This window comes from Acidovorax sp. GW823-FHT05D11 (genome assembly GCF_058795695.1).
Genome location: NZ_CM179502.1, coordinates 1,920,781 through 1,944,729 on the forward strand (window position 1 = coordinate 1,920,781; position 23,949 = coordinate 1,944,729).

The 23,949-nt window shown below is 65.0% G+C and carries 22 protein-coding genes; 12 read left to right on the plus strand and 10 right to left on the minus strand.

What is annotated here, in order from left to right:
- Positions 1–77: 77 nt before the first annotated feature.
- A complete protein-coding gene (gene ku / locus AC3RCE_RS08815) occupies positions 78–713 on the plus strand; it encodes a non-homologous end joining protein Ku (protein ID WP_492254949.1) in 636 nt (211 codons plus the stop codon).
- Between the two features lie 175 nt (positions 714–888).
- Here ku and AC3RCE_RS08820 read toward each other — a convergent pair whose 3' ends face one another.
- The gene (locus AC3RCE_RS08820; protein ID WP_492254950.1) at positions 889–1,143 is read right to left on the minus strand and encodes a hypothetical protein; all 255 of its coding nucleotides are present in this window, start codon (positions 1,141–1,143) and stop codon (positions 889–891) included.
- Positions 1,144–2,210: 1,067 nt separating this feature from the next.
- Between AC3RCE_RS08820 and AC3RCE_RS08825 the strand changes: the two genes are divergently transcribed.
- The 3 genes from AC3RCE_RS08825 (at position 2,211) to AC3RCE_RS08835 (ending at position 6,512) form a co-directional block, all read left to right on the plus strand.
- Positions 2,211–3,812: a GMC family oxidoreductase gene (locus AC3RCE_RS08825; RefSeq protein WP_492254951.1), complete on the plus strand. Its 1,602-nt coding sequence runs from the start codon at positions 2,211–2,213 to the stop codon at positions 3,810–3,812.
- 25 nt (positions 3,813–3,837) lie between these two features.
- Positions 3,838–5,295 (plus strand): aldehyde dehydrogenase family protein, encoded by a 1,458-nt coding sequence (locus AC3RCE_RS08830; protein WP_492254952.1) that lies wholly within the window; start codon positions 3,838–3,840, stop codon positions 5,293–5,295.
- A 215-nt stretch (positions 5,296–5,510) separates the two neighbouring features.
- On the plus strand, positions 5,511–6,512 hold the full coding sequence (locus AC3RCE_RS08835) for a Bug family tripartite tricarboxylate transporter substrate binding protein (RefSeq protein ID WP_492254953.1): 1,002 nt from the start codon (positions 5,511–5,513) through the stop codon (positions 6,510–6,512).
- Positions 6,513–6,540: 28 nt separating this feature from the next.
- On the opposite strand, the gene AC3RCE_RS08840 is transcribed toward AC3RCE_RS08835, so the two are convergent.
- Positions 6,541–7,362 carry a LysR family transcriptional regulator gene (locus AC3RCE_RS08840; protein ID WP_492254954.1) on the minus strand — a complete coding sequence of 274 codons (822 nt, stop codon included), beginning with the start codon at positions 7,360–7,362 and terminating at the stop codon, positions 6,541–6,543.
- A 208-nt stretch (positions 7,363–7,570) separates the two neighbouring features.
- Between AC3RCE_RS08840 and AC3RCE_RS08845 the strand changes: the two genes are divergently transcribed.
- The 3 genes from AC3RCE_RS08845 to AC3RCE_RS08855 all read left to right on the plus strand — a co-directional run bounded on the left by AC3RCE_RS08845 (position 7,571) and on the right by AC3RCE_RS08855 (position 12,554).
- Positions 7,571–8,263: a response regulator transcription factor gene (locus AC3RCE_RS08845; protein WP_218294033.1), complete on the plus strand. Its 693-nt coding sequence runs from the start codon at positions 7,571–7,573 to the stop codon at positions 8,261–8,263.
- A 92-nt stretch (positions 8,264–8,355) separates the two neighbouring features.
- On the plus strand, positions 8,356–9,684 hold the full coding sequence (locus AC3RCE_RS08850; RefSeq protein WP_218294034.1) for an ABC transporter substrate-binding protein: 1,329 nt from the start codon (positions 8,356–8,358) through the stop codon (positions 9,682–9,684).
- Positions 9,685–9,713: 29 nt separating this feature from the next.
- A complete protein-coding gene (locus AC3RCE_RS08855; protein ID WP_492254955.1) occupies positions 9,714–12,554 on the plus strand; it encodes an ATP-binding protein in 2,841 nt (946 codons plus the stop codon).
- A 154-nt stretch (positions 12,555–12,708) separates the two neighbouring features.
- Here the strand turns inward: AC3RCE_RS08855 and AC3RCE_RS08860 are convergent, their stop codons facing one another.
- Genes AC3RCE_RS08860 through AC3RCE_RS08870 form a run of 3 tightly spaced genes read right to left on the minus strand, consistent with a single transcriptional unit; the run spans position 12,709 to position 15,322 of the window.
- A complete protein-coding gene (locus tag AC3RCE_RS08860) occupies positions 12,709–13,383 on the minus strand; it encodes an RraA family protein (RefSeq protein WP_218294036.1) in 675 nt (224 codons plus the stop codon).
- Positions 13,384–13,428: 45 nt separating this feature from the next.
- Entirely contained in the window at positions 13,429–14,418 is a 990-nt protein-coding gene (locus AC3RCE_RS08865) for a Bug family tripartite tricarboxylate transporter substrate binding protein (protein WP_492254956.1), read from the minus strand.
- A gap of 52 nt (positions 14,419–14,470) precedes the next feature.
- Positions 14,471–15,322 (minus strand): NAD(P)-dependent oxidoreductase, encoded by an 852-nt coding sequence (locus AC3RCE_RS08870; RefSeq protein WP_492255367.1) that lies wholly within the window; start codon positions 15,320–15,322, stop codon positions 14,471–14,473.
- Between the two features lie 218 nt (positions 15,323–15,540).
- Here AC3RCE_RS08870 and AC3RCE_RS08875 point away from each other — a divergent pair, with 218 nt between their 5' ends.
- Positions 15,541–16,221, plus strand: a complete 681-nt coding sequence (locus AC3RCE_RS08875; protein ID WP_218294039.1) for a GntR family transcriptional regulator — start codon at positions 15,541–15,543, stop codon at positions 16,219–16,221.
- A 402-nt stretch (positions 16,222–16,623) separates the two neighbouring features.
- On the opposite strand, the gene AC3RCE_RS08880 is transcribed toward AC3RCE_RS08875, so the two are convergent.
- The gene (locus AC3RCE_RS08880) at positions 16,624–17,484 is read right to left on the minus strand and encodes an MBL fold metallo-hydrolase (RefSeq protein ID WP_492246083.1); all 861 of its coding nucleotides are present in this window, start codon (positions 17,482–17,484) and stop codon (positions 16,624–16,626) included.
- A 100-nt stretch (positions 17,485–17,584) separates the two neighbouring features.
- Between AC3RCE_RS08880 and AC3RCE_RS08885 the strand changes: the two genes are divergently transcribed.
- Positions 17,585–18,019, plus strand: coding sequence for a YeeE/YedE family protein (locus AC3RCE_RS08885; RefSeq protein ID WP_218294041.1), 435 nt, complete (start codon positions 17,585–17,587; stop codon positions 18,017–18,019).
- A 51-nt stretch (positions 18,020–18,070) separates the two neighbouring features.
- The gene (locus AC3RCE_RS08890) at positions 18,071–18,511 is read left to right on the plus strand and encodes a DUF6691 family protein (protein WP_492246082.1); all 441 of its coding nucleotides are present in this window, start codon (positions 18,071–18,073) and stop codon (positions 18,509–18,511) included.
- Between the two features lie 144 nt (positions 18,512–18,655).
- On the opposite strand, the gene AC3RCE_RS08895 is transcribed toward AC3RCE_RS08890, so the two are convergent.
- On the minus strand, positions 18,656–19,006 hold the full coding sequence (locus AC3RCE_RS08895) for a DUF4148 domain-containing protein (RefSeq protein WP_492246081.1): 351 nt from the start codon (positions 19,004–19,006) through the stop codon (positions 18,656–18,658).
- A gap of 165 nt (positions 19,007–19,171) precedes the next feature.
- On the opposite strand from AC3RCE_RS08895, the gene AC3RCE_RS08900 reads away from it, so the two are divergent.
- Together AC3RCE_RS08900 and AC3RCE_RS08905 are read left to right on the plus strand one after the other, a co-directional pair.
- Positions 19,172–19,861 (plus strand): heavy metal response regulator transcription factor, encoded by a 690-nt coding sequence (locus AC3RCE_RS08900; protein ID WP_492254957.1) that lies wholly within the window; start codon positions 19,172–19,174, stop codon positions 19,859–19,861.
- Positions 19,858–21,222, plus strand: coding sequence for a heavy metal sensor histidine kinase (locus AC3RCE_RS08905; RefSeq protein WP_492254958.1), 1,365 nt, complete (start codon positions 19,858–19,860; stop codon positions 21,220–21,222). The genes AC3RCE_RS08900 and AC3RCE_RS08905 overlap by 4 nt, the downstream gene beginning before the upstream one ends.
- Positions 21,223–21,349: 127 nt before the next feature.
- Here AC3RCE_RS08905 and AC3RCE_RS08910 read toward each other — a convergent pair whose 3' ends face one another.
- Genes AC3RCE_RS08910 through AC3RCE_RS08920 form a run of 3 tightly spaced genes read right to left on the minus strand, consistent with a single transcriptional unit; the run spans position 21,350 to position 23,924 of the window.
- Positions 21,350–21,775 carry an RNA-binding S4 domain-containing protein gene (locus tag AC3RCE_RS08910; RefSeq protein ID WP_218294046.1) on the minus strand — a complete coding sequence of 142 codons (426 nt, stop codon included), beginning with the start codon at positions 21,773–21,775 and terminating at the stop codon, positions 21,350–21,352.
- Positions 21,772–23,241 carry a sensor histidine kinase gene (locus tag AC3RCE_RS08915; protein WP_218294047.1) on the minus strand — a complete coding sequence of 490 codons (1,470 nt, stop codon included), beginning with the start codon at positions 23,239–23,241 and terminating at the stop codon, positions 21,772–21,774. The genes AC3RCE_RS08910 and AC3RCE_RS08915 overlap by 4 nt, the downstream gene beginning before the upstream one ends.
- Entirely contained in the window at positions 23,238–23,924 is a 687-nt protein-coding gene (locus AC3RCE_RS08920) for a response regulator transcription factor (RefSeq protein WP_255591356.1), read from the minus strand. Before AC3RCE_RS08920 ends, AC3RCE_RS08915 begins: the two co-directional genes overlap by 4 nt.
- Positions 23,925–23,949 lie beyond the last annotated feature (25 nt).

Sequence of the window (23,949 nt, forward strand, 5' to 3'; positions counted from 1 at the left end):
CAACAAAGCAGCAGGTTAGGGTTAGTACGTGGATCAGATTTGGATGGAAATCCTGGGGGTTAGTGGGTCACTTCTGCGTGGAAATCAACATCGAGGCCTTCATTCCCACTGATGAAGTACCGTTTGTCTATCTGGAGAAGCCTTATTACATCGCGCCGATCAACCGGGGTGACCGCGTCTACGCGCTCCTTCGTGACACGTTGGCACAGACTGACAAAGTAGGCGTCGGGAAAGTCGTCATCGCCAGCAAGCAGCATTTGGCGGTGCTCATGCCCTGTGGCCCCGCCCTGGTGCTGAACCTGCTGCGCTGGGGTGGGGAGATCCGCTCCTATGAAGACCTGAAGCTGCCGCCCCCGGCGGCCCAGATGGGCATCAAGCCCGCCGAGATGGCCATGGCCAAGCAGCTGATCGAATCGATGACCTCCAACTGGAGCGCCGACGAATTTCGAGACAGCTACACCGAGTCCGTCATGAAACTGGTGGAAGAGAAGGCCCAGAAAGGTGAGGTGCACCAGGTCGAAAAGGTCGCTGGCGAGGCCTCACCCCCGAGCTCAAATGTGGTGGACCTGTCGGAGCTGCTGTTGCGCAGCATCCGGGGCGGCGCTACGCCCCCTGCAGGGAAAAACACGACCGCAAAGAAGGTGCCAGCCAAGAAGGCACCCGAGTCCAAAAAGGCGGCGCTGGTCCGATCTGGCGCCAGACGCGCTGCATGACTTCAGATAAAAAATGGCCCGCACGAGGCGGGCCATTTGCAGTTCTCGACCAGGGTGAAGTCGACCGCCCTATGACGGTATTCAGATCCTAGCGTCCGAAGTAATGGATGGCGTATTTCCGTGTCGGAAACGGGCGTATCCATGTGCTACAAGCCGCAACAGTTAGAAAGATAGGTCAATTCCTCCTGAAATTCTCGTCGGGCACTTCGACGGGCGTCGCGTGAAATGCGTTCCATCGATAACCCTCACCCGTAAGGTCCGGAACGAGCTTGAACGAGATGCGAACACGCTGGGACAGCAGCATGGCATGGACCTCAGTGCCCATCACGGAAGGTTGCTCAGGACCGGCTGGTGGCAGCTTTTGGCTGGCAGCCAGGATTTCTACTTCGCGAATACGGGCGAGAACGCCGTTTGCAGAGTCCGGTTGCATACATTGGCCTCAAACGTTGCATCGCACGATGCCGTGGAACGTTGATAGCACCCCAAAAAAAAGCCCGCACTCGACGGGCTTTAACTTGCATGGAGCAAGGAGGGGAGGGTGTCGCCAGAGGGGGGGCGACATGTGCATCGTAAAACCGTGAGAGCCACCGATATGTCGGACAAAACCGCATCATCGGTGCGCCGAGGCACATGCTCGGCTACGCGCTCGGAACCTAAAAGCGAACCTAAACAGACCGCTTCCAGCGTGTTGCAGCGTGGCTCCTCATAGGGGCGGATACGCTGGAATGCGCCAGAAATACCCCTATCGGGTGTTCGAATTCCTCCGTTTCCGCCAGGCGCAAAAGCCCTGAGTGATTGATTCACTTGGGGCTTTTCTCTTTTGTGCCCAAGGAACTGGCACCGCAACGGGCATTTCACCCGGTTGCCCGTGCTTCGTCCTGAGGGGCCTCGCGCCGCATTGACGGACAGCCGGGTTGCGTTCGCGGTCCGCGTTGGGGAGTCGCCTGGCGCAGTCCCGCGCCACCACCTGAAGGCTACGAGCCAGCTCCCGCGATGAGTGCCAGGCATCAGGGCGCGAACACCACCGATGACTCTCCCAACTGCTTGCGGCCGCCCCGCTGATCGCCCGATCACGGCTGCCGCCCGGTCGGCTCACTGACGCGCAGCCCCGCAAAGGTCGCGAACTCAAAAAGCGTCGCCCCCTCCGGGCTGCAGCACTTGCACAGGTCTGCCAGCGCTGGTTCGACCTCCTGCAGCGTGAATCAGGGGGGCCGTGTCTCCCGCCGGTACGCGCAGGCTCTTGGTTCCGTCCACAGGATTCGGGCCGATGCCGGGCGTGCGGCCGATGCGCTCGGCTCTGTGCGGGCACGTTCAGCTTTGTGTGGATATCGACAGGCTACTTCTTGATTTTCCAGTCGTCGAAGTGGCTGCCCATTAAAAATATAAAAAATTCCTATGTTTTTATATAAAAAAAGATTGATTGTTTGAATGTTTCTGCGGGCTTAGTCTACGTGCAAGTTAGATCAAACGCGCCGCAAGCACGGCGGAGAAACAACAATGCACGAGTACGTGGACTACATCATCGTCGGCTCAGGGCCGGCGGGTTCCGTCATCGCCAGAAGGCTGAGCGAGCGGACCCATCACAGCATTTGCGTCATCGAGGCGGGTTCCGAGGACAAGGATTTCTTCATTCGCGTTCCTGTCGGTTTCGTCAAAACCCTGTATGGCGGGAAGATCACCTGGAACTACCAGACCGAACCTGCCGCCGCGACGCACAACAGAAAAATTGCCATGCCGCAGGGGCGGGTGGTGGGGGGCTCCAGCTCGGTCAATGGCCTGGTGTATTCGCGCGGTCAGCGCGAGGACTTCGATGACTGGGAAAAAATGGGAAATGCCGGCTGGGGCTATGCCGACGTCCTGCCCTACTTCAAGCGTTCGGAGCGCCGGCTGGGGCCTTGCGATCCGGAGTTTCGCGGCACGGCCGGGGAACTGCCCATCACGAATCCCGACTGGGCTTCGCCGCTGTGCGATGCCTTCATCAAGGGATGCGAGGAATTCGGTATTCCCTGCAACCCCGACTACAACGGCAGGGAGCAGCTGGGCGCGGGGTATTTCCAGCGCTACATCCACAGGAACCGGCGCGTCAATTGTTCCGATGCTTTCCTGCGGCCGGCAATGCAGACCGGTCGGGTGCAACTGAAGACAAACGCCGTGGTGTCGGAAGTCCTGTTCCAGGGCCATCGCGCCGTTGGCGTGAAGTACATCCGGCATGGCGCGTCGCACACGGTCTACGCCAACAAGGAGGTGATCCTCAGCGCGGGGGCCGTGAACTCGCCCAAGATCCTGCAACTGTCAGGCCTTGGAGACTCCGAGCTGCTGCGCCCGCATGGCGTCGCCGTCAAGCAGCATCTGCCTGGTGTGGGCGCGAATTTTCGCGATCACTATACGGTGCGCAGCATTGCGCGGGCGCAAGGCGCCACGACGCTCAACGAGTTGTCCCGGGGATGGCGCCTGGGCAAGGAGGTGCTCAGGTGGTTCGCGGGCAAGCCGAGCATCCTGGCGCTGAGCCCTTCGCTCGTGCATGTCTTCTGGCGAACCCCACTCAGCCCCGCGCGCGGCGACATCCAGATCCTGTTCACGCCGGCCAGCTACAAGGAGGGCAGCAACTACGTGCTCGACGACATGCCGGGCATGAGCACGGGCGCCAGGCAGCAGCGGCCTGAAAGCAGCGGCTATGTGCACATCCAGTCCAGGGACCCACTGCAGGCGCCGCTGCTCCAGCCGAACTTTCTCAGCCATGAGCTGGACCAGCGCACGCTGGTCAAAGCGCTGAAGCTCGCCCGGCAACTGATGGCCTCCTCGGCGATGGCGCCCTACCTGGTGAAGGAGCTGCAGCCTGGCAAGGACATCGCCACCGACGACGAGTGGCTGGACTATGCCCGGCAGAAGGGCACCACCGGCTATCACATGGTGGGCACCTGCAAGATGGGTCCGCGCGAGGACCGCATGGCCGTGGTCGATGCCGCGCTGCGGGTCCATGGCTGCGAAAACCTGCGCGTCGCGGATGCGTCCGTCATGCCCCAGGTTCCGTCCGCCAACACCCTGGCCGCCAGCCTGATGGTTGGCGAAAAGGCGGCCGACATGATTTTGGCGAAGTAAAGCATCTATGACTGGAGACAACGCAATGTCAGCATCCCTTCCCCAAGTTCTCGAATCCGTTTCGACGCTGAGCCTGATCGCGGGGCAACGCGTGGGCAGCGGCGCCAGCTTCGCCGTGCGCGACCGCTACTCGGGCGAGACGATCGCCCAGGTGGACCAGACCTCCCGGGAGCACATCCGGCAGGCCGTGGCCGTGGCGCGCCGCCATGTGAAGCAGGCGCCGGACGGCTACAAGCGTTCACGCATCCTGCGCAAGGCGGCGGAGATCATCCAGGCCCACAGACAGCGCTTCATCGACATCATGGTGCTGGAGGCGGGGTTCACCGCGGCAGAATCGTCTGGTGAAATCGACCGCGGCCTGGATACGCTGGAAATCTCGGCCGAGGAGGCCAAGCGCATCTGCGGCGAGATGATCCCCATGGATGGCAACCCCGGCCAGAAAGATCGCATCGCCTTTACCCTGCGCACGCCGGTGGGCGTCGTGTGCGCCATCACGCCTTTCAATGCGCCGTTCAACGCCTTGCTGCACAAAATCGCTCCGGCCATTGCCGCGGGCAATGCGGTCATCCTGAAACCTTCTGGATACACCCCGTTGACTGCCAGCCTGATCTGCGACGTTCTGCTGGAGGCCGGCTGGCCCGCCGAACTCATTTCCCTGGTCCATGGAGAAGGCGCGGAGGCGGGGGAATGGCTGCTGGACGAGCAGGGCATCGACTTCTACACCTTCACCGGCAGCACGCGGGTCGGCCGCATCATCCAGCAAAAGGCGGGCAGCCGGCGCACGCAGCTCGAACTGGGCAGCATCGCCTGCACGGTGATCTGTGACGACGCCGATCTCGACATGGCCTTGCCGCGCATTCTGCGTGCCACGTTCCGCAAGGCGGGCCAGGTGTGCACGTCGATCCAGCGCCTGTATGTGGCGCAATCCCGGGTCGAGGAAGTCGCGGTCCGGCTGGAACAGGCCACGCGCGCTCTCAAGAGCGGCGATCCGCGGCAGGCCGGGACCGATGTGGGGCCGATGATTGCCGAGAAAGAGGCCATGCGCGCGCAGGCCTGGGTGCACGAGGCGGTGGCCCAGGGCGCACGGCTGGTCACGGGCGGCCAGCGAGAAGGGTCCGTGCTGGAGCCGACGATCCTGGCCGACGTGCGGCCCGGGATGAAGGTGGTGGACCAGGAAATCTTCGCGCCGGTCGTCACCCTGATGCCGTTCCAGACGGTGTCCGAGGTCATCGACAGCATCAACGCCACGCCCTACGGCCTGGCCGCCGGCGTCTTCACCAATGACGTGAACACCGCTTTCTACATGGCCCGCCATCTGCGCGTGGGCGGCTTGCATGTGAACGAAACCTCCAGCTCGCGCAATGACGGCATGCCTTATGGCGGCGTCAAGGACAGCGGCTACGGCTTCGAAGGTCCGAAGTATGCGATCCGCGACATGACCGACGAAAAGGTCGTGACGTTTTCGCTGAGCACCCCGGCCTGAGATGGCTCGGCGCCCCGCAGCGGACGCCGCGAATTTCACCAGCCTGCATGCGCCCTTGCTGAGCGCAATGGCCTTTGCTTGCCGTTCGAAGAGTGGCCGCCACGCTGGCCCACCGCGTGTGGCCACCGCCTTCCGAGGAGGCCGCCTTTTGTCGTGGGGCGGCCTGGCGGCAAAAGATGAAACCGACCGTTGCTTGATTTTTTTGGAGACAAACCATGAATACGAAGAAGACTTTCAGCATCTCGAAGATCGTGCGTGTCGTGCTGGGCCCCCTGGGGCTGGCGTTGAGTCTGGGGGCGCAGGCCGGGCCTTATCCCGAGCGGCCCATCAGCTTGATCGTTCCATATACCGCAGGGGGGGCGACAGACGTCCTGGCCAGAATGCTGGCCAAAGGCCTGTCTCAGGAACTGAAACAGCCGATCGTCGTGGAGAACGTTCCCGGTGCCGGGGGATCGATAGGCCAGTCGCGTGTGGCCAGGGCCGCGGCCGATGGCTACACCCTCCTTCTGGGCAATGTCGGAACGCTGGCTGCGAATGCCTCGGTCTACAAAAATCTGCCTTACGACGTTCTCAAGGACTTCACCCCGCTCGCCTCCGTGGGTGATGCTCCGCAGGTGCTTTCGGTGCGCGCCGATTTCCCGGCGTTGAACCTGGATGAGTTCGCCGCCTATGCCAAGACGCATGGCGCGAAAATGAACTTCGGCGATGCGGGCGTCGGCTCGGGCGCCTTCCTGGGGGGCGTGCTGCTCAACGCAGGCCTGGGCATCAACGTGCCGCCCGTTCACTATCGTGGCGCGGCCCAGGCGACGTCCGATGTGATGGCAGGGCAGATCGACTACACCGTGGAAAGCAGCAGCACGGCGGTGGGCTCGATTGCATCGGGCAAGATCAAGGGGCTGGTGGTGCTGAGTGCGCAGCGCGTGGGCGTGCTGCCGAACGTTCCCTCGGCCAGCGAGACCTCCTACAAGAATTTGAACTACACCATCTGGAACATGCTGCTGGTCAAGAAGGGCGTTCCCATGGCGACGGTCAATACGCTCAACGAGGCCATCAACAAGACGCTGGCCCAAGCGGACCTGCTGGAGCGTTACAGGCAAATGGGCCTGGCGGTCCCCAGCGCCGCGCAGCGCAGCACGGAAGGCGCCGAGAAGCTGCTGGCCGAGGAAGTGGCGCGCTGGCAAAAGCTCTTGAGCGAAGCGGGCGTGAAACCGGAGTAGAGGCAAAGGCTCTCCCGGCCTCCCCGTCTCATTGGAACGTGGAGATGGTCCTGGCCAAGGCCACCAGCTTGCGGATGACGGTCTGGCTCTGGTCCATGCCCCACGCGGCATTGAAGGAAATGCGGGGAAAAGCCGGTGCGCCTTTCAGCGCAATGAGTTCGCCGCTTTTCAATTCCGATTCAATCAGGGGATAGGTCATCAAGCCGATGCCCGTGCCGCACCGGAGCAGCTCCTTCAGTGTCAATACATCGCCGCAGATATCGATCTTGATGCGGAGGCTGTTCTCCTTGACGAGTTTCGCCAGGATCGGATGCATGGGCGATTCTTTGGACAGCGACCACACGGGCTGCGAGCGCATCAGTTCAAGCCAGTGGGTCGCGGATTGGTCACCCTCGCGCCCCACAAGGGCCGGCGAGCCCACCAGCATCACGTCGACAGAGCCTATGGGCTCCACATGAAAGCGGTCGGAGGTCAGGGAAGGCGTGGCCATGAACACCAGGTCCAGGTGGCCCGTCTCCAGCTTGTTGACGCTCAGCGAGGTCTGCCCGACCTCCACCTCAAAATTCAGTTGCGGCATGGCCGCCCGCGCAGCGGTAATGAACTGCGAAAACCAGGTCTGGCCGATCAGGCCGGCAATGCCCAGGCGTATGAGCCCCGAGGCATGGGAGGCATCGTCGAGCGTGTGAATGACATCATCGATGGCGGCCAGGAGGGGCTTGATCTGCTGAACCAGCTCCCGCCCTTGCGTCGTCAGGTCCATCCTGCGGCCACGCTTGTGAAACACCGGAAAGCCCAGCCTTCCCTCCAGTTCCCGCATGCGCGCGGAAACCGTGGGCTGGGTGGTGTACATGTGGTCCGCAGTGGCCTGGAAACTGCCTAGCTGTGCAATCTGGCACAGCGTCTGGAGATGCAGGATATTTACTTTCGCCATGTGGCCCTTTGTCGAATTCAGTGGACTCTGCCCCTGAGGCTACCTCAGGAGTCCTTGGTTCGGGTGGCAATGCCCCGTCAGGGCAAACACAGTAAGCTTGGGCCATTGTTTCAATGCTCCAGGTGCCATGCGTATCGCCGTTCTAGAAGACGATGCCCTTCTGCAAGATGTCCTTCGCGCCGCGACCCAAGGTGCGGGGCACGTGTGCCATGCGTACATGACAAGCGAATCCCTCCTCAAGGATTTGCGCCATCAGACGTTTGACCTCTTGATACTGGACTGGCACCTGCCGGATATGGACGGGCCGGAGGTTGCCCAGGCCGTCCGCAAGGTCAGGCCCGATGCGATGCCGATTCTGTTCCTCACCCGGCGCAACGGCGAGCAGGATGTCATCGAGGGGCTGACCTCTGGCGGCGATGACTTCATGACCAAGCCCGTCCGCATGGGTGAGTTGCTGGCGCGTATTCAAGCGTTGCTACGCAGGGCGCACCCGACCGTCATGGCGGATGTGCTGGACTTCGGTCGGTACCGGTTTGAACCCAGCACGCGGACGGTCGTGCTCGACGGCAAAAGCATCGAGCTGAAGAACAAGGAATACGAACTCGCGTTGTGCCTCTTTCAGAACCTCGGGCGCTTGATGTCGCGGGACCATCTGCGCGAGAAGGTATGGGCAGACGCCAGGGATGTCCACACCCGCACGCTTGACACACACGCCTCACGGATTCGGACCCAATTGCTCCTGACCCCGGACAGCGGCTATGCACTTTCCGCCGTCTACGGGATCGGCTACCGGCTCGACAAGATTCACCAATCCGGGTGATGATGGGCTGGGGTGGCTGCAGCCTTGCAGGCCCGTAGATTCGCAGGCGCAGCCTTGGTCTTCCGGTTGCACCTGCCTGCGCCATAGGCTGCATGTCCACGGTCTCCCATCTTCCCGCGGTCTCTCGTTTTTCTTCCCCTCTGACCATGTCCCATCGCTTTTCGCTTCATTGCCTTGCCTTGTGGCTCGCGGCCATCGCCCTGCCCGGATGGGGCGCAACGCCGAAGGCACCGCAGGGGGGTGTCAAGGTCATGCACTGGTGGGTCGCGGGCGGAGAGCGTGCCAGCATGAATGCGGTTCGTGACCATGCCCTGCTGAATGGCGTGGGATGGGCCGAGCACTCGTCTGCCGGCAGTGGGACGGCCCGCTATACCGAAGCGCTCGCCAAGCGCCGGCTGGGCCCCGAAGCTCCCACGGTCGCGCAGATGATCGGATTTGAAATCCATGCCTGGGCCCGCAAGGGCTTGCTGGAGAACCTGGACGACATTGCAATGCGCGAAGAATGGGACGAGGTCGTTCCCATGGACATTCAACGCTTGTCCAAATGGAACGGTTCATGGGTGGCGACCCCTTTCAACGCCCATTCCACCAACTGGCTGTGGGTCAACAAGGCACTGGCACAGCAGCTTGGGGCAGCGCAGGCGCCAGACGGTTGGGCGGATCTCATTGCCCTGCTGGACAAGGCCAAGGCCAGCGGCGTGTTGCCGCTGGCCATTGGCCACGAAGCGTGGGAGCACACGTTGCTGTTCGAGTCCGTGGCCGTGGGGGTCGGGGGCGCGCAGTTCTACCGCAAGGCATTCATCGACCTGGATCCCGGCGTGCTCGATGAGGCCCGGCTGACGCTGATCTTTGACCGCATGAAACAGCTGGCGGGCTACCTGGGGCCCCGTTTTCCGACACGGCGCTGGGACGAGGCAACGACATTGGTCAGCCGGGGGGAAGCCCTCTTGCAGGTGCAGGGCTCCTGGGTGGACGGCGAATTCACGGCAATGGGCCTGGCGCCCGGGCGGGAATACGTCTGCTGGAGGTTTCCCGATACCCAGGGGGTCTACCTGTTCAATAGCGATCAGTTCGTCTTTCTGCGCCAGCCTCAAGGCCGGCAACCCGCCCAGGCCGCGTTCGCCACGGTCGTCATGGGCCCGGCGCTCCAGGAAGACGTGAACCTGCGAACTGGCGCCGCGCCGGCGCGGGTGGATGTGTCCAACCAGCGCTTCAACAGCTGCGGGCGCCGCAACATCACCGACATGCGCAACGCCAACATGCGCCGGGCGATGATGGGCTCCATCGCAATGGGCAACGCCAACCCTCCGGCGGTCAAGACCGCCATCTACGAGGTCGTGTCCCGGCACTTCAAGGGGGAGTTGAACACGCCCGACGCAGTCAAAGCCCTTCGCGGCGCCATCGCACAGGCCAGCCGATAAGCCGTCGCCCATCCACCGTACCTCTGACCATGTTTCTCGCAAGACACATTTCACATTGGCGCCTGGCGGCAAAGATCGTTTTCCTGGTCGCCTTGATGGGCCTGATTTCCGTGGCGATCACGGTTTACGCCACCACCCAGATGCGCAGCATCGACCAGCGATACACGCACCTCATCGCAAAGGAGGCACAAGGTGCCCTGGAGCTGAGCGATGCTGCGCTATTGCTGTCGGAATCCAACCGCATCGTGTATGCCGTCCTGACCGCGCAGGAGGAAGCAACGATGCTGGCGGAGCTCGAATCGCTCAAGCGGTTGCATGGGGGGTTCAACGCCAAGGTTGCTTCGGTGCTGTCGCTGATGCCGGATGAAGCAGCTGCCCTGCAGGCCATCGGCCAGCAGGCCGACTTGTCCTTTGCACAGGCCAACCGCATCGTTGAATCCGCCGCCCGCTGGCGCGGCGACCGCGCCTTGCAGATCATCCACGATGAGTTCGAGCCGGTGCTGCGGTCCCTGCAGCGGGACATGGCGCAGCTGCGCAGCAGATCTGTCGCGGGCTTCCAGCAAGCGAGCCAGCAACTGGGCGAAGCGACGCGCACCACGGTGGCGACTACGTTGCTCGGCGTGGGCCTGGGCCTGCTGTCCGTGATGGCGCTTTCCGGGTGGGTGGGGGTTCATCAGATATCAAGACCCATCGCGCGTCTGACGCAAGGCATGCATCAGCTCACCTTGCGCCAATACGACACCCCGGTGCTGGGCACCGACCGCCGGGACGAGGTGGGTACCATGGCGAAGGCGATGCAGGTTTTCAAGGACAGCATGCAACGCGCAGACCGCCTGGCCATCGAAGTCGCCGCCAGCGCCGAGGCGAGGCGCCTGTCGGAGCAACTCGTAGACCTGACCAGCGCGATTCCCGGCGCGGTGTTTCAGCTCCATGTGCAGCCGGATGGCACCCGCCGCTATCTGTATGTGAGCGACAAGGCGGAGGATCTGCACAGCCGCACTGCAAAGGAACTGCTGGGGGACGAGGGCCGGATCGGCGTTGAGTACGGAAACGCGGGCGATACGGCGCGCGACCGGTTCATGAAAAGCCTGGGCACATTGGAGCCGGTTCACTTCGCGGTGCAAATGGAGCGGGGTGGCCAGATCGTCTGGCTCGAGACGCTGGCGACAGCGCGGCGAACCCCTGACGGAGGCGCCTTGTTCAACGGTGTATGGCTGGATGTGACGCAGGCCCAGTTGCAGGCCCATGCGCTATCGAAAGCCAAGGAGGAGGCCGAACGCACGGCGGAAGAAAGGGCCGAGTTCCTGGCGATGATGAGCCACGAGATCCGCACGCCGCTGAACGCCATCCTGGGATTGACCCAGCTTGCGCTCAAAGACCGGCTGGACAGCCCGCAGCGCGAGCGGATCGAGAAGATGCAGCGGGCTGGCCGGCATCTGCTGGGCATCGTCGACGACATTCTTGATTTCTCGAAGATCGACGGTGGCCACATGGTTCTGGAGCATGCGCTTTTTCAGCCGCGCCAGATGGTTGGTGATGTCGCTGGCATGTTCATCGACAAGGCCGATGGAAAGGGGCTCGAGCTGCAGATTGACGTGGACAGCGACGTGCCCACGGCAGTGTTTGGCGATTCGCACCGGATGGGGCAGATCCTCATCAACTATGTCAACAATGCCATCAAGTTTACGGAACGGGGTACTGTCTCCATCCACCTGCAGCTGGCGAACGAACACAGCCAAGGCCTGTTGCTGCGCTGCGCCGTGCGGGACACGGGGATCGGCCTCTCGCCCGACCAGGAGGCCGGGCTGTTCCAGGCGTTTCACCAGGCCGATGCCTCCATCACCCGCCGCTTCGGCGGCACGGGCTTGGGGCTGGCGATCTCCCGCCGCCTGGCCGACTTGATGGGCGGCGCCGTGGGGGTGGCGAGCACGCCGGGAGTCGGCAGCACCTTCTGGTTTACCGCGCTGGTTCAGAGGACCACGCCGGCCTCCGGGGAACACACCGCGCACATCCTTCAGGCAGCGCCCGATATCGCAGGACTGAGCGGCCTGCGCGTGCTGGTCGTGGACGACAACGAACTCAATCGTCTTGTGGCGCGCGGCCTGCTGGAAGCCGGGGGCATGCGTGTTGACCTGGCCGAGGACGGGGCGGCCGCACTGGACAAACTGCAGTCCGCCCCCGATGGCACCTACGCCGCCGTGCTGATGGATATGCAGATGCCCATCATGGACGGGCTTACGGCCACGCGCGAGCTGCGCGCACAGCCGAGATTCGCTGCGCTGCCCATCGTGGCCATGACGGCCAACGCCACGGCCCGGGACATCGAGCGGTCCCGCCAAGCGGGCATGAACGACCATCTCATCAAGCCTGTCCTGGAAAGCAATCTCTGGGACACGCTCCACCGCTGGATTCTGCCGGGCGACATGCAAGCCAGGGCGCGCCATGTTCCTGCCACGATTGCATTGCAGGCCAGGGAAAGATATGGCGTGGACTTTGATCCCGCCGCGTTGGAGGAAATGCGCGCAGGCTTGTCCCCCGCAGAGCTCAGCGCCTTGACGGCGAAATTCGAACAGGACTGCACCCAGCGTCTGCGGCGCCTGGAGCAGGCCGCCACGGACAACGACCGGGCTCGGCTGCGCAAGGAAGCGCACGATCTTGCGGGCACGGCAGGAAGCTTTGGCCTCAATCGACTTGGTGAACTGGCTCAGACGCTGCATTCGTTGGCCTCGCTGGAAGCTGCAGGCGAACGCTCCTTTGCCATCCCGCTGCAGGAGCTGCGGTCATGCGCGGAACGTGGGCTGAAGGAAATGCGCGACGCCGTTGCATCGCACGATGCGGAGCCCCACCCGGCCAGCCCCTCGCGCTGGTGAATGCTCCGGCATCGAATTCAATCCCGCCAGGATTGACCGGTGGACTGCCCGGCCATGCAACCGGAAGGAATGCGCAGTGGCATCCTGGGTATGCTCAGCGCGCAATCCGTCTGCCGGGCGCTGCTGAGCCATGGATGGGGCAAATACGCCCGACCTATTCTTCCGTCGCGCAATTGGCCCGCTTGAGCGCAGCATCTATCCAGGCGTTGTCCTGGGAGCCGTCCGCGATCTCCGCCACCATCACGGCCTCGATCTCCTGCTTCTTGTGCGCAGCGGCTAGCAACTGCTCGGCCTGGCCGTAGGGCACGCAGAGCAGACCGTCGTCGTCGCCGATGACCAGGTCGCCGGGTTCGATGACCATGCCGTCGATGGCGATGGGCACGTTGATCTCGCCGGGGCCATCCTTGTAGGGGCCGCGGTGCGTGACGCCGGCGGCGAACACGGGGAAGCTGTCCTTTCGCAGCACGGCGCTGTCGCGGATGGCTCCGTTGATGACGATGCCCGCAAAGCCCTTGAGCTTGGCTTCGCCCACCATGATCTCGCCGATGAGTGCGTTGGTGAGGTCGCCGCCCGCGTCCACCACGATCACGTCGCCGGGTTGCGCGATTTTCAAGGCCTTGTGGATCAGCAGGTTGTCGCCAGGGCGGGTCTTGATGGTGAGGGCCGGGCCGGCCATGGCGGTACCGTCGTGCATGGGGCGCAGGCGTGGGCCGCCGGCCGTCATGCGCGACATGCAGTCGCTGACGTTGGCCACGGGCACGTCGAGGAATTGCCGGGCCAGTTCCAGGCTCACGGCGCGTTGGCGTTTCAAGATTTGGCAGCCGATCATGGTGTGGTTCTCACTGGGATGGTGGATAAGTGATGGGTGGAGTGATCAGTCGAGCGTGGTGCCCGAGCTCTTGACGATGGGCGCCAGGCGCGCGCGGTCGCTGGCATAGAGCCTGGCCATGTCGTCGGGCGTGCCGGTGATGAGCTCGGCGCCGGAGTCCGCGATCTTCTTGGCGGTATCGGGTGCGTTCACCACCTTGTTGATGGCCTCGTTGAGCTGCCTGACGATGGCGTCCGGCGTGCCGGCCGGGGCCATCACGCCCCACACGCTGGCCAGCTCCACGCCCTTGATGCCGGACTCGGTGTAGGTGGGCACGTCGGGCAGCAGCTTGGAGCGGCGCGCGGTGGTCACGCCGATGGCGCGTACCTTGCCCGACTGGATGTGCGAGAGCAGCGTGGGGATGGAGCCCATGTACATGTCGATGCGCCCGCCCAGCAGGTCGGGCATGGCCTGGGCCATGCCGCGAAACGGCACGTGCGTGAACTTCACGTTGGAGCTTTTCTGCCAGGCCTCGCTGATGATGTGCGAGATGGTGCCGGTGCCCGGCGTGGCAAAGCTCAGGCGCCCGGGGTCCTTCTTCGCGGCCTGGATGATGTCGTCCAGGGTCTTGTAGGGCGAGTCGGCGTTCACCACCAGCACGGCCGGGCCGGCGGCCACCAGGGCCACGGCGCGCAGGTCCTTGTCGGGGTTGTAGGTGAGCTTGGTGTACAGCAGCGGGTTGAGCACCACGTTGTCGGTCTGCGCCATCACCAGGGTCAGCCCGTCGGCGGGGGCCTTGGCCGTCTGGTCCAGCGCCAGGTTGCCGCCGGCGCCGGGCTTGTTCTCCACCACGATGGCCCAGCCGTAGGCATCGGTCAGCTTGGTGCCGACCAGCCGGGTCAGGTTGTCGGTGCCGCCGCCCGCCGGGAAGGGCACGATGAACTTGATGGGCCGTTGCGGGTAGTTGCCCTGGGCATGGGCCGGGGCGATGGTTGCCGTGGCGGCCGCCACGGCCAGCAGGCCGCCGAGGGCCAGGGTGCGTCGAGTCAAGGTCATTGCGAATGTCTCCTGTAGTGATGTCGGTCGGTGGGCGCGGGGTGCGCGCTGATCAAGGGTGGCTGGCGAGCACGTGGCTGCCCAGCCAGGCGATGGCTTCGTCGGTGGAGGTGCCGGTGAAAGGCTGTGCCGCATGGGCCTGTGCGGTGGCGGCAAACAACGATTCGACGGCGGGCGAGACGACCGGCGCCAGGCCGTGGCGGGCCATCTGCTGCTGCGCCTCGGCCACCTCGTTGCGGCGGCGCCCCGCGTGCGGGATATGCGTGCGCACCATGGATTCCATCAGCGTGCGCAGCGGTGTCTCGTCGATATCCTGCAGCACGGCATACAACTGCTCGCGCAGGCCCATTTGCTGGGCAGTGACCAGGCATTCCACCGCGAGCGCCTCGACTCCCTTGGTGTAGATGCTGCGCAAGAGCTTGAGCGAGGCGGCATCGCCCGGCTGATCGCCCACCACGCGGACCGATCCACCGAAGGGCGAGAACAATTCCTGTACAAAACCGGCCTTGCCGCCGGCCACGAGCAGCGGCGTCTTCTTGCCGCCCAGGTTGACGGCCCCTGTGATGGCCACGTCCACGAAGTGGACCGCCGTGCCGTGTGCGCCGCGTTGGGCCAGCTCGCCGCATTCGCGCATCTCGCCGGGGTCGGCCGTGGTCATGTCCACATACAGCGCCCCATCCTGCAGATGGGGCAGACAGGCCTCGAACAGGCTGCGCGCCACAGTGCCGAACACGGCGCTCACCACCACGTCGGCTCCGGCCAGCCAGGCCCCGGGCGCGGTATGCACCTGTGCACCGGCGGCCTGCACGGCGGCAGCCACCGCTGCGCCTGGCTGCAGGTCGCACAGGCCCGCCAGGCTGTGCCCCTGCTCCAGGAAGGCCTGCATGTAGCAGGCGCCGACCATTCCACCACCCAGGATTGCGATTTTCATGAAAGTACAAATTTAAAACATTTATGCCATCTTATTGAGCGTGACTGGAATGGTTTCATAGGGGTTTCCCGTAGATCAAGGCAAATTTGCACTTATTTTGTATTTTCCTAAAGTCGCCTACAGAGGCGGCATTGACTGCACCGCTCACCTAGAATGAGCGCACTCCATCCCATCCCCTTGGTGCAAAAACAGTGCAAAACGTGAAAGACAAGGCGTACGAGGTTCTGCGGCAGCGGCTCATCGGCGGGCACTACCGCCCGGGTGAGCAGCTCAAGGAAGAGCCCATCGCCCGCGACCTGGGGCTGAGCCGCACACCAGTGCGCAATGCGCTGCACCGCCTGGTGGAAGACGGCCTGGCGACCGATGGCGCGGGCCAGGGCATCCGGGTGTCGGAGTGGAGCGACTGGGATGTGGAGGAGACCTTCCAGTTGCGCATGCTGCTGGAGCCGTATGCCTCGTTCCTCGCGGCCACGCGCGGCGGCGAGGGGTTGGCCGATGAGCTGGAGGCCAGCAACCAGCGCATGGAGGCCGGCATTGCCGCTGGCCACGATGGCATCGCCGAGGTGCAGTCCGCCAACCGGGATTTCCACCACGCGCTGATCGAGGCGTCGGGCTCGCCGCGCCTCAAGACCATGCTGGCGACCATGATCGACATGCCGATCATCAAGCGCTCGTTCTACATCTACACGCCCGAAGAACTGGTGCAAAGCCTCCACCACCACCGCGATCTGGCGATTGCCGTGCGCGCCAGGGATGGTGAGCTGGCCCGGCAGGTCATGCAGCTGCATCTGCGCATGTCCTACCACCGGTTCATGAAACACCGGGTCGAGTACCGGCAGGACGGCGCAACCCCTCCATCTTCCTCTCGATAAGTTACCCGTATTGGGCTCGAAAGAAGGTGCGGAGTTCCTATGGAGAAAATGGGCTGTTTCCAGGGGCCGCCCCGGGTGGCACGGCGAGGAAGTAGCTGGCTTAAAAAGGGGCCCGCACGAGGCGGGCCCAAACGCTTCATCTACCGATGCCTGACACACCGGCAGCTTCATGGTGCTCCGGACGCCATCCCTTCGCCTGTAGGACCAGCGCCGCTTGATCTATCAGCGGGCGCGCGCCGGGAGCCTGGGCGCAAGGGCGTTCGAAAAAAAGCCCGCACGAAGCGGGCTTGAACTTGCTCAAGGCAAGAGGGGAGGGTGTCGCCAGAGGATAGCGACGAGGGCATCGTAAAACGAACGCAATTCCCGCCGTGTCGGACAAGGCCGCGTCAGTCGGGCGTGGCGTCACAGCGCATTGAGCGGAATCTTGAGGTAGGAGATCCCGTTGCTTTCCGCTGGCGGAGGCTCCCCCGCGCGGATGTTGATCTGTACTGCCGGCAGGATCAGCACGGGCACGTCCAGTGTCGCGTCGCGGCGGGTGCGCATGGCCACGAAGCCAGCCTCGGTGATGCCGTCGTGGACGTGGATGTTTCGCTCCCGCTGCTCGGCGACGGTGGTTTCCCACGCGGGCTCGCGGCCTGCGGGCGGGTAGTCGTGGCACATGAACAGCCGGGTTTCGGGTGGCAGGCCCAGCAGCTTGCGCACCGACTGGTACAGCATGTGTGCGTCGCCGCCCGGGAAGTCGCACCGTGCCGTGCCCACGTCGGGCATGAACAAGGTGTCGCCCACGAATACCGCGTTGCCTACCTGAAAGGCCATGCAGGCGGGTGTGTGGCCCGGTACCGACAGGGCCCGGGCCTGCAGGGTGCCAATGGCGAATGCCTCCCCGTCGGCGAACAGATGATCGAATTGGCTGCCGTCGGCCCGGAAACCGGGCTCCAGGTTGAAGATGCCTTTGAAGGTGTTTTGCACCTTGGTGATGGCGGCGCCGATGGCGATCTTGCCGCCCAGCGCTTCCCGCAGGTGGTGCGCGGCCGACAGGTGGTCTGCATGGGCATGGGTTTCCAGAATCCACTGGACCGTGAGTTGCTGCGCCGTCACGAAGGCCATCACCTCGCTCGCCGCCGCGGTGCTGGTGCGGCCCGATTTGGGGTCATAGTCAAGGACGGAATCAAGGATGGCGCAGTGGCCTCCGGGATGATCGAACACCACATAGGTCACGGTGTGGGTGGAGGGGTCGAAGAACGCGTGGACCTGTGGTTGCATGGGGGTACCCGTCGAAATCAATAAAGAAAATTATAGTTTGTATAAAAATATATTGTTTTACAATCCACCCGATTCCCTTTACGCCCAAGGAGTACCGCGCATGCAGATCGACTGGAACCATTTCACCCCCTGGTCTGCCTTGGCCGGGGGCATTCTTCTGGGGCTCGCGGCCGCGGGCTTCGTGCTGCTCAATGGTCGGGTCTTGGGCATCAGCGGCATTGTCGGAGGGCTGCTGCGGCCGCGCAGCGGAGATATTGCGTGGCGTATTGCCTTGGTGCTGGGCCTGCTGGCCGCGCCCGCGCTCTACCGCGGTGTGGTGGGCGCCAGCCAGGGCCCCCGGATCGATGCCAGTTGGGCAATGGTGGTGCTGGCCGGCCTGCTGGTGGGCCTTGGCACCCGCTACGGCGGGGGCTGCACCAGCGGCCATGGCGTGTGTGGCCTGGCGCGCCTGTCGCCAAGATCACTGGTGGCCACGCTGGCCTTCATGGGGACGGGTTTTGCCAGTGTTTTTGTCATCCGGCACGTTCTGTCCTGACGGCGTTGCGGATGGCTGGGGTCAACATTTTCAATTTTCTGGGAGCGGCCCATGCGCCACCGTATCGCTGAATTCGCCGTCGGCCTGGTCTTTGGCCTGGGCCTTGTGGTTTCGGGCATGACCGACCCGGGCAAGGTCGTGGGGTTTCTGGATGTGACGGGACTGTGGGATCCCTCACTGGCCTTTGTGATGGGCGGGGCCCTTGCGGTGAGTGCCCTCGCATTCGCCGTGGCACGCCGGCGCACCAGGGCCTTCCTGGGCGGGGCCATGCACTTGCCTGCATCGCGCGGCATCGACAGGCGCCTGGTGGCTGGCAGCCTGCTATTTGGCGTGGGGTGGGGGATGGCGGGGTTCTGTCCGGGGCCCGCCATCGTGTCGGTCGGGGCCGGGGAGCCCAAGGCCATGGCGTTTGTGGGGGCCATGCTGGCGGGCATGGCCGGTTTCGAATGGATCGAGCGCCGCCGGGCCTTGCGCGCCACCCGTGCTGGCTGATTGATGCGGACGGGCCCGCACGATCCACGCTTGCAGAAATGGTGGCTGGGTCGAGGCGGCGCTTTCACAGACCGGAGGGACCGGTGACTGCGGGTGGGGTGCTGGCCCGGGCCCTTGCTGGCGGGGCTGCATCCGTGGGGGGCATCAGCCCCCGTGCATTTCCTGCAGGCGCTGCTTCTCCGCGGCGGGCATCTCCAGGAATTCCCGCTGCACCTGTTCGCGTGTCTTGGGCGTGCCGGTATTCCTTTGCGGCAGGGCATAGCCGCGCGCGAGCAGGGCGAGGCTGCCGTCCTTGCGGGCGGCTTCGATGTCCCGCAGGACGTCGCTGCGCTGCTTTCCCCCTTGCAGGTGGTCCGGGTGCGTGGTGTAGCCCACCTCGCCGCCCGCCGGGTGATACAGGGATGAGGCGGTGGCGACGGCAGGCATCGCCATGGCGAGCGCTGCCAATGGCGCGAACAAGGCGGTGCGTGCGTTGAGGATGGTTTTGCGGGACATGGAGGGTGTTTCCTTTCAGGGGGAGTGATCCGGGGTTGCATGCCCTGGCCGCAGGTGCTTGCCAGTGCATGGGGATACTGTAAAAACGCCATGCCGACAGGGCGCCCACCGCTGCCTGACGAATTTGTAATCGCGGCCCCCGCCATGTTCTTTGACAATCCGGGCATGAAAGTTCTGCTCATCGAAGACGAAGTCAAGCTTGCGCACTACCTGCGCAAGGGGCTCACGGAGGCCGGATATGTGGTGGACGTGGCGCACAACGGGGTCGATGGCCTGCACATGGCCCTGGAGGGCGACTACGCGCTGCTGGTGCTTGACGTGATGCTGCCCGGCATCGACGGATTGAGCCTGCTTGCCGCGCTGCGCAAGACCCGCCAGACCCCTGTGCTCATGCTCACGGCCCGTACCAAGGTGGAGGACCGCGTGCTGGGCCTGCAGTCGGGCGCGGATGACTATCTGGTCAAGCCGTTTGCTTTCTCCGAACTCATGGCGCGCATCGAGGTCATCGTGCGGCGCAGCCGGGTGGCGCAACCAGGATCGGCGTGCGCCACGGTGCTGCAACTGGCGAACCTGGAAGTGGATCTGTTGCGGCGCAAGGCCACGCGCGCGGGCCAGCGCCTGGACCTGACGGCCAAGGAGTTTCTGTTGCTCACGCTCTTCCTGCGCCGCCAGGGGGAAGTGCTCTCGCGCACCGAGATCGCCGCCCAGGTATGGGACATGAACTTCGACAGCGAGACCAATGTGGTCGAGGTCGCCATCCGGCGGCTGCGCAGCAAGATGGACGTGCCCTTTCCCGAACCCCTGCTGCACACCATCCGTGGCATGGGGTATGTGATGGAAGCGCGCGGCACATGACGGGCACGCGTGCACCCGGGTCGCTGCGCCGGCGGCTGTCCTGGTGGCTTGCCGCGCAGAGCCTGGCGGGCCTGGGCGCCGTGTGCCTGCTGGTGTATCTGGTCACGGCGGCGGGATTTCGCGAACGGCAGGACAGCCAGCTGGAGCAGAAGGAAGCCGTGGTGCGGCATCTTTTGTCGGGCGGGGGAATGCACCCCATGCCGCAGCCCTGGAACGACGTCCATCTGCTGGATGATTTCCTGGCCGGGCACGACAACTTCCGGCTGCGGGTGTCGACCGGGGAGGGGGAGGTGGTCTACCCCCGCGTTGCGCGGGGCGATCCGCCGCTGCTGGCCTGGCGCGAGCGCAGCTTCGAGGTGGCGGCCCAGCGCCCTGAGGCGCCCGGCCGCGTGCTGCGGGTATGGCTGGCGCTGGACATCCAGGCCGATGAGCAGTTGCTGCGCCGCATGGCCGTCACGCTGTGGGTCGCTGCGCTGGCGGGCGCGGTGGTGGTGTCGCTGGGCGGCTTCACGCTGGTCCACCTGGGGTTGTCGCCCGTGCGCGCCCTCTCGGCGCAGGTGCGGGCGCTTTCGCCCGACACGCTGCACCAGCGCCTCGGCACGGAAGGGCAGCCCGCCGAGTTGCAGCCGCTCGTCGAGCAGTTCAACGGCCTGCTCGGCCGGCTGGAAAAGGCCTACGTCCAGGTGGAGGGATTCAACGCGGATGTGGCCCATGAACTGCGCACGCCATTGGCGACATTGCAGGCCAGCAACGAGCTGGCGTTGCGCGGGCTGCTTGGCGGCGGCGCGGGCAATGCGGGAGAGCTGGGCGAGGTGCTGGCCTCCAACCTGGAGGAATTGCAGCGCCTCACGGGCATCGTCAACGACATGCTTTTTCTTTCCCAGGCCGACCGGGGCGCGGGCGCCCGCCGCGAGCCCACCCCCAGCCTCGCCCGGGTGGTGGCGCAGGTGGCGGAATTTCACGAGGCCGCCTTGGCGGACGCGGGGCTGGCATTGCACATCTCGGGCGATGCGGCGGGGCAGTTCGATGTCCCGCTGCTGCACCGAGCGCTGTCCAATCTCATCGGCAATGCGGTGCGCCACGCCCGCCAGGGTACGGCGGTGCAGGTGCGCATCGCTCCCCTGCCGGGAGGCGGGGGCGGAGTGATGGTCGTCAACGAGGGGGAGACCGTGGCGCCCGAGGTGCTGGCGCGGCTGTTCGACCGATTCTTCCGAGCGGATCCCTCGCGGGCCCACGGCCAGAGGAACCATGGCCTGGGACTGGCCATCACGGACGCCATAGCCCGCATGCATGGCGGGCGGACGGTGGCCACATCGTCTGGCGGGGTGACGGCCATCGGCCTGGAGCTGCCTGCCAGCTAGGCAGGGGGCGATCCTGTCCGCGCGGGGCCGAAGGAGGCGGAGCCCCCGGGGGCGGGCCCTCCTGCTCCTGGCGTGTTTCAAGCCAGGGCTGGTGGCACGGAGCCTGGCCGGGTGTTTCGGGGACGGCCTATTCGTCGATCGACGCGCTCCAGCGGTCTCCCCAGCTGCGCGCGCCCACGCGCTCGATATCGCGCCGGTCGCGCTTGGTGGGGCGGCCCTCCTGCAGCGTGGCGGCGGGCTCGGGGGCCAGCCGCCGCTGTTCGGCAGCCTGTTCACGCGCCGTGATGCTGTCCGCCGTTTCCTCGTACAGTTGCTGCGCAATGGGGGCGGGTCCGCGCGCCCCGCTCAGGCCCCGCACCAGCACCGTGCGGGCGAGGGGGCCCTGGCGCAAGGCCACGGTATCGCCGCAGCGCAGGTCGCGTGCAGGCTTGGCCAGCTGGCCGTTGACCGTCACGCGGCCCTTGCCGATCTCTTCGGTGGCCAGGCTGCGCGTCTTGTAGAAGCGGGCGCACCAGAGCCACTTGTCCAGCCGCATTGTCTCCGAGGTGTTCATGCGGAGGATTGTGACGCGTGTGCGTGGTTTGCACTGTCAGCCGATGGCGCAGCCAGTGGCAGGCGTACAACGGCATCCAGGCCCGCCACCCGGTGGCCCACCACGCGGTTGGTCAGCGAGATACTGCCCCCGATGGCCTCCACGATCTCGCGGCAGATCGCCAGGCCCAGGCCGCTGCCGGCGCGCACGTCGCCCGCCGAGAACGGCTGGAAGAGGCGGGCCGCCAGCTCGCCGTCGATGCCGGGGCCCTGGTCGCTGAGGGTCAACGCCACATGGTGGCTGTCGGTGCGCAGGTCCACCGTCAGCTCGCTGCCCTGCGGCGCATGGCGCACGGCGTTGTGCAGCAGGTTGCGGCTCAGTTCGCGCAGCATCCACTCGTGGGCCTGGACCCGCGCGGGCACGGTCTGTATGCCGAAGTCCAGGTCGCGCTGCGCGATCAGTGGTGATATCTCCAGCGCCACGGTGCGCAGCACATCGTCCAGCCGCGTGGTGGGCGGTGCGCTCTGCTGGCGCAGTTGCTCCACCTTCGCCAGCGCCAGCATCTGGTTGGCCAGCTGGGTGGCGCGGTCTACCGTGTCGCTGATCTCGTGCAGGGCCTGCCGGGGCTCCACGTCGCCCCGCAGGGCCGATTGCACCTGGGTCTTCAGCACGGCCAGGGGGGTGCGCAGCTGGTGGGAGGCATCGCGCACGAAGCGCTTCTGGTGGCGCAGCAGGTGGCGCAGGCGCTGCATCACTTCGTTGGTGGCGTCGATCAGCGGCTGCAGTTCGCGCGGCGTGGAGGGGGCGGCGATGGGGCTCAGGTCGCCCTCCCGGCGGTCCTGCAGCTGCAGGCTCAGCTGCCGCACGGGATGGATGGCCCGCTGCACCACCAGCACCACGGTGAGGGCGATCACGGCAATCAGCAGGGCCTGGCGCAGCAACGTGTTGCGCAGGATCTGCAGGGCCAGCGTTTCACGCACTTCGAGCGTCTCTGCCACCTGGATCACGGCCATGGCCCGGCCTTCGGAGCTGGCCACGGGCTGCAGCAGGACGGCCACGCGCACGTCGCGGTCGCGAAAGCGGTCGTCGTAGAAGTCCACCAGCGCGGCGTAGGGCGGGCGGTCCGGGATCTTTCCACGCCAGACAGGCAGTTCGGCAAACCCCGAGACCAGTTCGCCATGCAGGTTGGAGACGCGGTAGAACATCTGGCTCTGGTTGTCGGCCTCAAAGGCTTCCAGGGCCGAGTAGGGCACGGTGGCGCGCAATTCGGCCGCGTCGTCAAAGCCTTTCACGTCGAGCTGTTCGCTGATGGTCTTGGCGGACGCCAGCAGCGTGCGGTCGTAGGCGGTGTGCAGCGATGCCAGCGTCTGCTGGTACAGGCTGAAGGTATTGAAGCCGATGAACAGCGCCACCGGCAGCAGGATGCCCAGCAGCAGGCGCCTGCGCAGCGAAGGGTGGCGGTGCCCGCCGGCGGGGGCTGCGGTCATGCGTCGGTCCGCAGCAGGTAGCCCAGCCCGCGCAGCGTCATGAGGGTCAGGCCGGTGCCCGCCAGTTTCTTGCGCAGGCGGTACACCACGACCTCGATGGCCTCGTACTGCACGTCCAGCTGGCCGGGGAACACCAGCTCGTACAGCCGCTCCTTGGTGACGGCGTGGCCTGGCTGGGCGAGCAGGGCGTGCATGAGCGCCAGCTCGCGCGGCGTCAGCTCCATCACCTCGCCCTGGAGATACAGCGCGCCGCTGTTCTTGTCATAGCGGATGGCACCGATCTGCACGGTGCTGGGAGCCAGCTGCGTGCCGGGTAGGGGGTCCGCGCTGCGGCGCACCAGGGCACGCAGCCGGGCCTCGAGTTCGTCCAGGTCGAAGGGCTTGGGCAGGTAATCGTCCGCCCCTGCGTTCAGCCCCATCACCCGGTCGCCCACGGTGCCTCGGGCGGTGAGGATCAGCACCGGCGTTCGCAGGCCGCGCGCGCGCGCCTGCTGCAGCACCTGCAGGCCGTCGAGCCCGGGCAGGGTAAGGTCCAGGATGACGGCGTCGGGCTGGCGGGACGCCCACTGGCTCAGGGCGGATTTGCCGTCGCCCACCGCGGTCACCTCCATGCCGCGCCGGGTCAGTGCACGGTGCAGGGTCGCCTGCATGGTGGGGTCGTCTTCAACGAGGAGCAATTGCATGCGCGGCACCATAGCATCGTCTCAT